Genomic DNA, 11137 nt, shown 5'->3' with positions numbered 1-11137 from the left:
CTAGGGCGAGGCGACCTCAGAGAAACTTTTACGGGCAAGGCGTGCGGGAACCCTCACACGGCTCCTGCTTCGTGGCATTACCCGATAGCTACTTGACCGAATATCCATTCTCGGCGTTGCCGTGGCCCCGTGGCGGGGAACGGCGGCCGCCTCTATCGGGAACCGATTAGTGAAGCATCGTCTTCAAAGTGTATTCAGCGCTTCCACGGGGGTCTCGGTACCAGATGACCACCCTGCATTTTCTTCCGGCACAAGGATCAGGTCGAGGTAGCCCTTGAGGATGCCGGGCACGTCCACGGTGTCAGGATTGAGGAGCCACTCGGTTTGAATTCCTTCCCATAGAGCCACGATGGTAGGGCCCGCGACATCTGGGTCGACGCCCGGCCGAAGCCGGCCAATGCTCGCGAGGTACCGCAGCTCCCCACTGTATTCCTTCCGAAGCCGGGCGAAGCGTTGGACGAAGTAGTTACGGGCCGGGTGGTCCTCAGTCGTGGCTTCTCCGGAGAGGACGGAGTAGAGCTCTACGAGGTGGGGAATCCGCTCATTGTGTTTCGCCTGCCGCACGATGGTTTCGGCAAACCGCTCCCGTGTGCCCGGGGTGCTCGTGGAGATCCGGTCGCGGTACTCGAGCACCGCCACGAGCAGCTGAGCCTTGGTGGGGAAATGGTGGAGGAGCGTGGTCTGGTTGATCCCTGCCCGGTCCGCGACGTCCTGGATGCTGCCGCCGTTGTAGCCCCGTGACCCGAAGACCTCTACGGCGGCTTCAAGAATTTGCCGTTGGCGCTCAGCGGTCTTGGCGTAGGGGCCGCGCGGGCCTGAGCGTGCGTTCGCCTTCTTAGTCATGGAATCCAGTCTAGTTTCATTAAAAACTGAGCATCCACTCAGCTTTTGTGTTAGCCTTGTCACGTCGGGCCGCACGGCCCCGGCGCCGTGTCCGCGGCGCTGACCATAACGAAGTGGGACTCATGCCATCTCTGACACGACGACAACTCCTTTGCGGTGGACTCGGCGCCTCCGCCTTTGCCCTTCTCACCGGATGCGCCACTCCGGGCACTGTTTCCGTCAATGCCGCACCTGCCATTCCTGCGGCCAGTACCGGTGAGAAGGTGACACTCACGTACTGGTCTTGGCTCAAGAATGTTCAGAAGGTCGCCGATATCTGGAACGCGAGCCACCCCAATGTCCAGGTTGAGACGGTCTGGATCCCCAGCGGCAACCGTGGTGGGTACTCCAAGCTTTACGCCGCGCTAGCGGCGGGCGGCGGCCCTGACCTAGCGCAGGTTGAAATGCGTACCGTTCCTGAGTTCATGCTCGTCAACGGGCTCGTGGATCTCTCGCGCTACGGTGCCCGTGAATACGCACACCTTTATGACCCCGCACTTTGGAGCCAGGTGAGCTTCTCCGGGGGCGTCTACGGCATCCCCCAGGACTCGGGGCCGATGGCCACGTTCTACCGCCCCGACGTCCTGGCCAAGGTAGGCGCGGCGGCACCGGTGACTTGGGAGGAGTGGGCAGCCGTTGGGAAGGAACTCCGCGGTGCCAACGCCTACATCGACTGCTTTTCTCTCGCGGACACCTCCTACTTCGTCTCTTTCGCCGCACAGGCTGGCGCTTCCTGGCTGCGCCCAGCCGAGGACGGATGGGTCATCAACATGACCGACGACTCAACGCTGAACGTCGCGCGTTTCTTTGACCGGGCAATCGACGACGGCATCGTCACCACCGCCTATGGACCCTTCACCCCCGGCTGGTACGCGGCGGCTGCGAAGGGGGAGCTCGCGTCGCTCACGAGCGGCAGCTGGGCCGATGCCCTTGTGCAGAGCGTCAGCGGCGGAGCGGGCAAGTGGCGCGTGGCGCCCATGCCCATTTGGGACCCCAGAGGGTATGGCTCAAGCTACCTCGGCGGCTCCACCGCGGCGGTCCTGGCTAACAGCAAGCACCCCCGCGAGGCCCTCGAGTTCGCTGTCTGGATGACGTCCACGCAGGCCGGCATCGACGCCGAGATCGCCAACAGTGGCATCGGATGGTCGCCCGTGCCGGGCATCATCGGTGCAAAGCGCGAGAGGCCCTCCGACTTTTTCGGGGGGCAGAACTACAACCAGGACGTGATCGTGCCGGCGAGTAAGTCGCAGAACATGGACTGGTCTTGGTGGCCCGTCACCACGCAGTCTTTCAACATCCTGGGCGACGGGTTCCGCCGTAAGGCATCGGGCACGAGCCTAGTCGACACCGTAGCAGCCGCCGAGCAGCAGATCATGACCGCCTTCAGGAACAAAGGTCTGACGATTAGGAAGGAGCAGGCATGAGCGCCACGGCAGATACCGCACAAGCACATCCGTCAGCAGTCCAGCGGGAGGGGCACGGACGGGCAAGGCAGCAGCGCCGCGTCGTCACCCGTGCACCCTGGATACTGCTCGCGCCCTTCCTGGCGCTCTTTGCCCTCACGTTCATCTTCCCGATCATCGCTGCTGTCGGTTCGAGCTTTACGAAAGTGACCCGCAGTGGCCTCTTCGGCGAGACGGGCGTCCACTCCGGGTTTGCGGGGTTCGAGAACTATGCCCGCGCCCTCGGGGACGGTAGCTTCCTCGCCTCGATCGGCCGCGTACTGCTCTTCGGCGTGGTCCAGGTTCCTGTCATGATCGCCCTATGTACAGTCCTTGCGCTCCTGCTGGAGTCGGCCTCGGCTAAGTGGCCCGGGTTCTTCCGCGCGGCCTACTTCATGCCGTACGGCGTGCCGGGTGTCATCGCGACCATTCTCTGGTCTTTTCTCTACGTCCCGGGCCTGAGCCCGCTCGTGGACGCTGCCACGTCCGTAGGCCTCACCGTGAACTTCCTCGGCCCGGACACCGTGCTGTGGTCCATCGCCAACATCGTTACGTGGAGCTACACGGGCTACAACATGCTCATCGTCATAGCCCAGCTTAAGTCGATCCCCGGCGAGATATATGAAGCTGCGCGCGTGGACGGTGCCGGGCCCTTCCGTGTCGCGTGGACCATTCAGCTGCCGCTTATCCGGCCCGCTCTCGTGCTCACAACGGTGTTCTCGATCATCGGCACGCTTCAACTTTTCGCCGAGGCGCAAGTCCTTCAGACTGTGGCTCCGGCCGTCGACAGCCAATACACCCCGAACCTCTCCGCCTACACCACTGCCTTTGCATACAACGACTACAACGTCGCCGCAGCCCAGGCCGTGCTCATTGCCCTCGCGGCCTTCATCCTCTCCTTCACCTTCCTCCGGTTCACGAACAGGAAGTCCTCATGACTGCCACTCCCACCCTTAGCCGGCCCCAGAGCGTCGCCGGGGAGCCACCTGTGACGCGGCGCCGACGCCCGGGCTCCACAACGATTCTTGTCACGGGGCTGCTTGTCGTAGCCGCGCTCTACTTCCTGGTCCCGGTCTATTGGGTGGTGGTCGCTGCGACCAAGACCAGCGGAGACCTGTTCGCGACCAACGGTTTCTTGTTCGCGCCTAATTTCGTCCTATGGGACAACCTGGCGAACGTCCTCTCCTACGGGGACGGCGTCTTTGTGCGCTGGTTCCTCAACTCAATTCTGTATGCAGGGGTTGGCGCATTGGCCGCGACGTACTTCGCCGCTGCTGGCGGCTACGCCTTGGCCAAGTACAACTTCCGGGGCAACAGTCTCATCTTCGGGCTCGTCCTCGGAGGCGTCCTCGTCCCCGGCACCGCCACAGCCCTGCCCCTGTTTCTGTTCTTCAGCCAGCTCGGCATCGCCAACACGTACTGGAGCGTCCTGTTGCCCTCACTCGTCTCGCCGTTTGGCCTGTTTCTGTGTCGGGTTTATGCGCAGGCAACAGTGGATCCGGCGCTGTTGGAGGCTGCGCGAATCGACGGCGCGGGCGAACTTCGCATCTTCCACTCCGTGGGGCTGCGGGTTCTCACTCCCGCCCTGGTGACGGTGTTCTTGTTCCAGCTCGTGGGCATCTGGAACAACTACTTCCTGCCGCTGGTGATGCTCTCCGACTCGAAGCTGTTCCCCATCACGGTAGGTCTGAATAACTGGCTTAGCCAGGCAGACCGGCTCCCGGAGTTCTACCAGCTGACCACCGGCGGCGTACTGCTGTCTGTCATCCCGCTCGCCATCGCCATGATCGTCCTTCAGCGCTTCTGGCGTGGAGGCCTCACAGAAGGAGCCGTCAAATGAGCCCCCGTCCAGCGGAGGCCACAGCCTCCACCGCCTACGTCACCGACCCGGGCCCGGGAGAAGGACGGCGAGAACCGGCCCGTTCCTGGCTTCACACCGACGCCCCGTCCCTGTCCCTCGACGGGCAATGGCGATTCCGACTCCTCAAGGGAGTCCCCGGAACACCCGGCGGGCGTGGGGTGCTGTCCCCGGGGGAGGCCGCGGAGGCGATGGCCGCTGCGGAGTACGACGACTCTTCGTGGGCGTCGCTGACCGTACCCTCCCACTGGGTGCTCCAGGGCGACGGATCGTACGGCCGCCCGATCTACACGAACGTGCAGTTCCCGTTCCCAATCGACCCGCCGTTCGTCCCCGACGAAAACCCCACCGGGGACTATCGCCGTACGTTCGAGCTGCCCGACGGCTGGAAGGCCGACGACACAGGCGGCGAGAGCCGCGTCGTCCTGCGCTTTGACGGCGTCGAATCCCGGTACAAGGTATGGGTCAACGGCACAGAGATCGGATGGGGCGCCGGAAGTCGCCTCGCCCAGGAGTTCGACGTCACCGACGCCGTCAGCACAGGTACCAACACCATCGCAGTCCGCGTCCATCAATGGTCCGCTTCCAGCTACCTCGAAGACCAAGACCAGTGGTGGCTGCCGGGAATTTTCCGATCGGTGACCCTCTTGTCCCGCCCGGCCGATGGCATCGAGGACGTGTGGCTCCGGACCGGCTACAACGACGGGGCGGGGACCCTGGAACCGGAAGTGAAAGCGCCGGCATCGTCGTACCCTGTTCGCCTCCGCGTACCCGAGCTCGGCATCGACGTCGAGTGGGCCAATCCCGGTGATGTTGCACCGGTACCTGTTTCTGCCGTCGAGCCCTGGACCGCCGAAACCCCGCGGCTCTACGATGCGACCGTGGCCAGCAAGGCCGAGACGGTGTCACTGCGGATCGGCTTCCGCACCGTAGAAATCGTGGGAGACCAATTTCTGGTCAACGGACGCAAAGTGGTGTTCCACGGTGTCAATCGCCACGAGACCCACCCCACGCTCGGCCGCGTCTTCGACGAGGACTTCGCCCGCGAGGACCTCGCGCTCATGAAGCGCTCCAACGTCAACGCAATCCGTACCAGCCACTACCCGCCCCACCCGCGACTGCTCGAGCTCGCGGACGAGATGGGCTTCTGGGTAATCCTCGAGTGCGACCTCGAAACGCACGGGTTCGAGCGGCACGGCTGGGCCCGGAACCCGAGCGACGAGCCGATGTGGCGCGAGGCGCTCCTTGACCGGATCGAACGGACCGTGGAGCGGGACAAGAACCGTCCCTCGATCGTCATGTGGTCCCTCGGCAACGAGTCCGGCACAGGACAGAATCTCGCCGCTATGTCCGCGTGGGTGCATGCACGGGATGCGGGCAGACCAGTCCACTACGAGAACGACTACGCCGGCGCGTACACCGACGTGTACTCCCGCATGTACGCGACACTGCCCGAGGTGGAGACAATCGGCCGCGACGGCGACACCACACCGCTGCTGGGCTGCTCCCCTGCCGAGGGGGCGCGGCAGCGGACCAAGCCGTTTATTCTGTGCGAGTACGTCCACGCAATGGGCAACGGGCCCGGGAACATATCGCTGTACGAGGACCTCATCGCGAAATACCCGCGGCTGCACGGCGGGTTCGTCTGGGAGTGGCGCGACCACGGTATCGCCGCCCGTACCGCGGACGGCACCGAATACTTCGCCTACGGCGGCGACTTCGGCGAGGAAATCCATGACGGCAACTTCGTGCTCGACGGCCTCATCCTCTCCGACTCCACGCCCTCGCCGGGACTATATGAGTTCAAGACCGTCGTGGCGCCCGTGAGACTTGCCTTTGACGGGCTCGAGCCGGGCGGCAAGCCCTTTATACGGGTGACCAACCTGCGACACAGCGCGGATCTGGGAGACATGGTCTTTCGCTGGCGGATCGAGGACGACGGCGAACCAGTCGCCTCCGGTGAGCTCGCCGTCGATGGGCTCGACGGCGGCCCACTCACCCCTGGCGCCTCGGCCGCGGTCCCCCTTCCGGTGTCCGCCGAGGGATGCACTGGAGAGGTATGGGTGACCGTCGAGGCGGTCCTCGAGCAGGATGCCGGGTGGGCGCATTCCGGGCACGAAGTCGCCTCAGCGCAGGGCCGCCTCGCGTCGCCCGCGAGGCGCCCGCTGCCGTTTGCAGCCGGGCTCCTGGGCGGAAATTGGCGGCCGGGAGAAGGCGCCGGGCTCCTGGAGCTCGGGCCGGCAGTCTTCGATGAAGGGCGGCTCGTTACACTCGCTGGCCTCCCTGTGGATGGGCCCCGGCTTGAGCTGTTCCGGGCGCCCACGGACAATGACCGCGGCGAATCCCGGGGCGGATACATCGACACCGACCCTTGGGCACCAGACGCAGACGGCATCCCGGGTGTAGGAGCTCCCGGGCCTTCGTCGGCAGCGCGTTGGCACGCGGCCGGTCTGGACCGGCTGCACGGGCGTGTTGAGGCAGTCGAAGTGCTCGATGACCGTGCCCTCCGCGTGCGCACCCGGTACGCCGCGGCGGACCAGGTGCGCACCGTCACCGTCGAGGAGCAATGGATTCTCGACCCCGAAGGTTTGTGGCTGCGGGTGGACATTCTGCCATCCTCCGATTGGGACGGTGTGTGGCCCCGTGTCGGTGTGCGGTTCGGGCTGCCCGCCGACGTGGACGCGGCGTCATGGTTCGGGCTGGGACCGCACGAGTCCTACCCTGACAGCCTCGAAGCCGCGCTTGTGGGACGGTACGCAGCCGGGATCGATCAGCTCGCCGTGCCGTATGCGTGCCCGCAGGAGACCGGTCACCGCGGAGGTATGCGCTCCCTCGACCTGCTCCGGGGCTCGGAGCCGTGGGTACGGGTAGACGCGTTCGCGGACTCGCGGGGCCGCCTGCCGGGCTTCACCCTGAGCCGGTACACGGCCCAGGAGCTCGCCGCGGCCCGGCACCCGCATGAGCTGCCCGCGGCCACGCGTTCATGGTTATACCTCGACGCGGCCCAGCACGGGCTCGGCACTCGCTCGTGTGGCCCGGATGTCTGGCCCGAGTCCGCCTTGGCGCCGGAGGCGCGGACGCTCACCTTCCGCCTGGCGGCCTCCGAATGACCAGCCTCGTGATGTCCAGGATGAGCGCCGATACCGTTCCGATCTCAGGTAGGCAGACCACGCTGCGCTGCGGCCCCTACACCGCCGAAATAGCCAGCGTCGGTGCATCGTTACGCTCCTTGCGCTACAACGGCAGGGACCTGATTCTCCCCTTTTCGGAACATCAGGTCCGCCCCGCCTACCGAGGGGCAGTATTGGTGCCTTGGCCTAACAGGGTTATCGCGGGACGGTATGAATTCGAAGGCGTGGAATACCAGCTCGGTATCAACGAACCGAGCCGGGGCCACGCACTTCATGGCCTATTGGCCTGGGAAGACTGGTGCCCGGTTAAATCCGACGAGTCCTCGGCCATTCTGTCCACCGTCGTTCAAGCGAGGAGCGGTTACCCCTTCCGCCTGGACGTACAGGTGTCCTACCAGCTGGACTTTTCCGGGCTGCACACCACTGTTACAGCCACCAACACCGGCCCCGGCTCAGCACCTTACGGGGCCGCCGGGCACCCATACTTGGTCGCCGGGGAGGGCCGGGTCGACGACTGGATTCTCGAGCTGCCCGCACGAAAAGTGCAGCAAGTCACCCCGGACCTTTTGATACCTACAGGAGTTAGCGACGTTTCAGAGGACCGACACTACGACTTTGTTGCCCCCCGCCCCATCGGTTCCATAACACTCGACCATGCCTTCACTGATCTCGTACGTGACAACGAAGGTTACTCAACCGCACGCCTGACTACATGGGACGGGTCCGGAACTTCGATGACATGGGGTCGGGACTGCCCCTGGGTGCAGATACACACAGCCGACCTCCCAGATGCGGAATCCAGCAGAGCCGGCCTGGCAGTAGAACCAATGACCTGTCCGCCTAATGCCTTCAACACCAGGACAGACCTCATAGTCCTCCTCCCGGGGCAGAGTCATACCGCGAGCTGGAACATCGAAGCGATACCAGCCAACCCAACCCACACCCGCTCATGAAAATCCTGGTCACAGGGGGCACGGGCTACATCGGTTCCCACACCGTTCTTTCCCTGCAGGAAGCCGGCCACGACGTGGTCGTCATCGACAACCTGGTCAACTCCAGCGAGGAATCGCTGCGCCGCGTAGCGGAACTCAGCGGCAAGACCGCAGAGTTCCACCACGTCGACCTCGTGAACGAGGCAGCCATCGACAAGGTCTTTGCCGGCGCAGCCATCGACGCCGTCATCCACTTCGCTGGCCTCAAAGCGGTGGGCAAATCTGTGCGGGAGCCGTTGAAGTACTACTACAACAACCTTGTAGGCACTCTGAACCTGATCCGCGTCATGGACAGGCATGACGTCCGCTCCATCGTCTTCAGCTCCTCCGCCACCGTCTACGGCGAACGCAACCCCATCCCCTATGTGGAAAAGATGGAGATCGGGGCCAACAACCCCTACGGGCGCACCAAGGAACAGATCGAGGACATCCTCTCCGACCTCGGCGCTGCCGACCCGCGCTGGCACATAGCCCTGCTGCGCTATTTCAACCCGGTGGGTGCACACCCATCCGGACGGATTGGCGAGGACCCGCAGGGTATCCCCAACAATCTGGTGCCGTTCATCGCCCAAGTGGCCGTGGGCCGCCGCGACAAGCTCATAGTCTTCGGGGGCGACTACGACACCCCCGACGGCACCTGCCTGCGCGACTACATCCACGTGGTGGACCTCGCGGAAGGGCACATAGCGGCCCTGAACCATATCGCGGACACCACCGGCGTGTTCCGCTGGAACCTCGGCTCCGGCAAGGGCTCCTCCGTCCTAGAGGTCCTGCGCTCCTTTGAGAAGGCCGTGGGCAAGCCCATCCCCTACGACATCACCGGCCGCCGCGCCGGAGACCTCCCTGCCTTCTGGGCCGACGCCACCTCCGCGCTGGCCGACCTCAGCTGGTCCACCACCAAGACCGTGGACCAAATGTGCAAAGACCACTGGCGCTGGCAAAAGAACAACCCCCAAGGCTATATATCCAACCCCGAATGAACAATAGGAGCAGTGGATAAATGCAGGCAGAGAATTCCACCTGCACCGATTTCCACGAGCATGTACCCACGCAGCACGATTCCATCACCATCCACGTCCACACGCGATCCCACTTGGAGGCCGCCGTGGAGGCCGCCGTCCAACAACTCTCTGCTCGTGCGAGGTACCGGAAGCAGGGAATTCTGGTAACCCGGACGGCTCCGGGAACGGTCATCGTAAGCCTTGACCCAAATGTTCCCTACGGCATGAGCTACGAACGAACAACCTGGTAGTACACGAAGGCGATAGGCGAAATCAGCCTCATGCCTGTCTTGGGCTTTTCTGATGGCCCCTTTCCAACATGGCAACTGAACCTAGGAATCACGCATGAAAATTGGAATCCTCACCAGCGGTGGTGACTGCCCCGGACTGAACGCGGTCATCCGCGGCGCCGTACTCAAGGGCATCGCCATCCACGGCCACGAATTCGTGGGTTTCCTCGACGGCTGGCGCGGCGTGGTGGAGGGCGACATCATCGACATCCCCCGCACCATGGTCCGCGGTATCGCCAAGCAGGGCGGCACCATCCTTGGCACGTCCCGCACCAACCCCTTCGACAACGGCGGCGGCCCGGAGGTCATCAAAGCCCACATGGACCGCCTGGGCATCGACGCCATCATCGCAATCGGCGGTGAGGGCACGCTGGCGGCCGCCAAGCGCCTTACGGATGCCGGGCTGAAGATCGTCGGTGTTCCCAAGACCGTTGACAACGACCTGGACGCTACGGACTACACCTTCGGTTTCGACACCGCCGTGCAGATCGCCACGGAGGCCATCGACAGGCTCCGCACCACCGGCGAATCCCACCACCGCTGCATGATCGCCGAAGTGATGGGCCGCCACGTGGGCTGGATCGCGCTGCACGCCGGCATGGCCGCAGGCGCCCACGCCATCCTGATCCCGGAACAAAAAGTCAGCATCGAGCAAATCACCCAGTGGGTAAAGGAAGCCCACCACCGCGGCCGCGCACCCCTGGTGGTCGTCGCCGAAGGCTTCGTTCCCGAGCATATGGATGAGGCCCATTCTGAACGGGGCCTGGACGCCTTCGGCCGCCCCCGGCTTGGCGGCATCGCGGACCAGCTGGTCCCGGAGCTGGAAGCCCGCACCGGCATCGAAACCCGTGCCACGATCCTTGGCCACATCCAGCGCGGCGGCGTCCCCTCAGCCTTCGACCGGGTCCTTGCCACCCGGCTGGGCATGGCCGCCATCGACTCCGTGGTCGAAGGCTACTGGGGCACCATGGTCGCCCTGAAGGGAACAGACATCCAACATGTCGCCTTCGAGGAGGCCCTGGGCCAGCTCAAGACCGTCCCACAAAACCGCTACGACGAAGCAGCCGTCCTGTTCGGCTAAGCGCTCAAAATACAAACATCATCCGAACGCTTTGCTACCCGTCACAAATTTGCTCAGCATCCTGCTGCTATGAAGCTCGAGGACGAGATGCCAACAAGCATGACGCCGAATCAAGACCAAACAAACATCCACTCTTTCGCATCGTGGCAGCCTATTGACGACTGGACTGTGCTGACCGGCCAAGACGTCGAAGTTCACACTCGCGGCAGCGTAACCGACCGCGGCCGCGTCGAAGCTGTCATGGCCGACGGATCTCTACTGTGGCTGATGCAGGACGGAGCCCACAGCCGGCGCGTCGTAGAACAACAACCAGGAACGTACATCCGCCGTACCTGGATCTGACGGCGATCGTGTTGGGGGGAACTAGATCTGCGCACTCAAGCTTCAACCGCCCGCGGCGCATTCGGATGGTGTAACTCCGAGGGCTTCTCGTCAGTGAAGGGCACACCCCAACCTGACG

10 protein-coding genes are annotated in these 11137 nt (G+C 64.0%); 9 read left to right on the top strand and 1 reads right to left on the bottom strand.

Annotated features, from left to right (window positions below; genetic code table 11):
- Positions 1-183: 183 nt before the first annotated feature.
- A complete protein-coding gene (locus HTS88_RS21465) occupies positions 184-843 on the bottom strand; it encodes a TetR/AcrR family transcriptional regulator (protein WP_028271802.1) in 660 nt (219 codons plus the stop codon).
- Positions 844-965: 122 nt separating this feature from the next.
- Between HTS88_RS21465 and HTS88_RS21460 the strand changes: the two genes are divergently transcribed.
- The 9 genes from HTS88_RS21460 (at position 966) to HTS88_RS21420 (ending at position 11019) form a co-directional block, all read left to right on the top strand.
- Positions 966-2306, top strand: coding sequence for an ABC transporter substrate-binding protein (locus tag HTS88_RS21460; protein ID WP_028271803.1), 1341 nt, complete (start codon positions 966-968; stop codon positions 2304-2306).
- A complete protein-coding gene (locus HTS88_RS21455; RefSeq protein WP_028271804.1) occupies positions 2303-3262 on the top strand; it encodes a carbohydrate ABC transporter permease in 960 nt (319 codons plus the stop codon). Before HTS88_RS21460 ends, HTS88_RS21455 begins: the two co-directional genes overlap by 4 nt.
- Positions 3259-4164 (top strand): carbohydrate ABC transporter permease, encoded by a 906-nt coding sequence (locus HTS88_RS21450; protein WP_028271805.1) that lies wholly within the window; start codon positions 3259-3261, stop codon positions 4162-4164. The genes HTS88_RS21455 and HTS88_RS21450 overlap by 4 nt, the downstream gene beginning before the upstream one ends.
- Complete coding sequence (locus HTS88_RS21445) at positions 4161-7292, top strand: glycoside hydrolase family 2 TIM barrel-domain containing protein (RefSeq protein ID WP_174182142.1); 3132 nt, start codon at positions 4161-4163, stop codon at positions 7290-7292. Before HTS88_RS21450 ends, HTS88_RS21445 begins: the two co-directional genes overlap by 4 nt.
- Positions 7289-8266, top strand: a complete 978-nt coding sequence (locus tag HTS88_RS21440) for an aldose 1-epimerase family protein (protein ID WP_321201500.1) — start codon at positions 7289-7291, stop codon at positions 8264-8266. Before HTS88_RS21445 ends, HTS88_RS21440 begins: the two co-directional genes overlap by 4 nt.
- Positions 8263-9285 carry a UDP-glucose 4-epimerase GalE gene (gene galE / locus HTS88_RS21435; protein WP_028271808.1) on the top strand — a complete coding sequence of 341 codons (1023 nt, stop codon included), beginning with the start codon at positions 8263-8265 and terminating at the stop codon, positions 9283-9285. Before HTS88_RS21440 ends, galE begins: the two co-directional genes overlap by 4 nt.
- A 20-nt stretch (positions 9286-9305) precedes the next feature.
- On the top strand, positions 9306-9557 hold the full coding sequence (locus HTS88_RS21430; protein WP_174182140.1) for a hypothetical protein: 252 nt from the start codon (positions 9306-9308) through the stop codon (positions 9555-9557).
- Positions 9558-9651: 94 nt separating this feature from the next.
- The gene (locus HTS88_RS21425) at positions 9652-10677 is read left to right on the top strand and encodes an ATP-dependent 6-phosphofructokinase (RefSeq protein WP_028271809.1); all 1026 of its coding nucleotides are present in this window, start codon (positions 9652-9654) and stop codon (positions 10675-10677) included.
- A 69-nt stretch (positions 10678-10746) separates the two neighbouring features.
- On the top strand, positions 10747-11019 hold the full coding sequence (locus HTS88_RS21420; protein ID WP_166842944.1) for a hypothetical protein: 273 nt from the start codon (positions 10747-10749) through the stop codon (positions 11017-11019).
- Positions 11020-11137: the final 118 nt, after the last annotated feature.

Origin of the sequence: Pseudarthrobacter oxydans (genome assembly GCF_013314975.1) — a bacterium.
In the GTDB taxonomy this organism is placed as follows: domain Bacteria; phylum Actinomycetota; class Actinomycetes; order Actinomycetales; family Micrococcaceae; genus Arthrobacter; species Arthrobacter oxydans.
Note: the sequence above shows the minus strand (reverse complement) of the source record. Positions and strands in the feature narration are given on the sequence as shown.

Excerpts from the sequence above, each read along its gene's own strand:
- HTS88_RS21465 (WP_028271802.1), bottom strand. The coding sequence starts at position 843 with ATGACTAAGAAGGCGAACGCACGCTCAGGCCCGCGCGGCCCCTACGCC.
- HTS88_RS21460 (WP_028271803.1), top strand. The coding sequence starts at position 966 with ATGCCATCTCTGACACGACGACAACTCCTTTGCGGTGGACTCGGCGCC.
- HTS88_RS21455 (WP_028271804.1), top strand. The coding sequence starts at position 2,303 with ATGAGCGCCACGGCAGATACCGCACAAGCACATCCGTCAGCAGTCCAG.
- HTS88_RS21450 (WP_028271805.1), top strand. The coding sequence starts at position 3,259 with ATGACTGCCACTCCCACCCTTAGCCGGCCCCAGAGCGTCGCCGGGGAG.
- HTS88_RS21445 (WP_174182142.1), top strand. The coding sequence starts at position 4,161 with ATGAGCCCCCGTCCAGCGGAGGCCACAGCCTCCACCGCCTACGTCACC.
- HTS88_RS21440 (WP_321201500.1), top strand. The coding sequence starts at position 7,289 with ATGACCAGCCTCGTGATGTCCAGGATGAGCGCCGATACCGTTCCGATC.
- galE (WP_028271808.1), top strand. The coding sequence starts at position 8,263 with ATGAAAATCCTGGTCACAGGGGGCACGGGCTACATCGGTTCCCACACC.
- HTS88_RS21430 (WP_174182140.1), top strand. The coding sequence starts at position 9,306 with ATGCAGGCAGAGAATTCCACCTGCACCGATTTCCACGAGCATGTACCC.
- HTS88_RS21425 (WP_028271809.1), top strand. The coding sequence starts at position 9,652 with ATGAAAATTGGAATCCTCACCAGCGGTGGTGACTGCCCCGGACTGAAC.
- HTS88_RS21420 (WP_166842944.1), top strand. The coding sequence starts at position 10,747 with ATGAAGCTCGAGGACGAGATGCCAACAAGCATGACGCCGAATCAAGAC.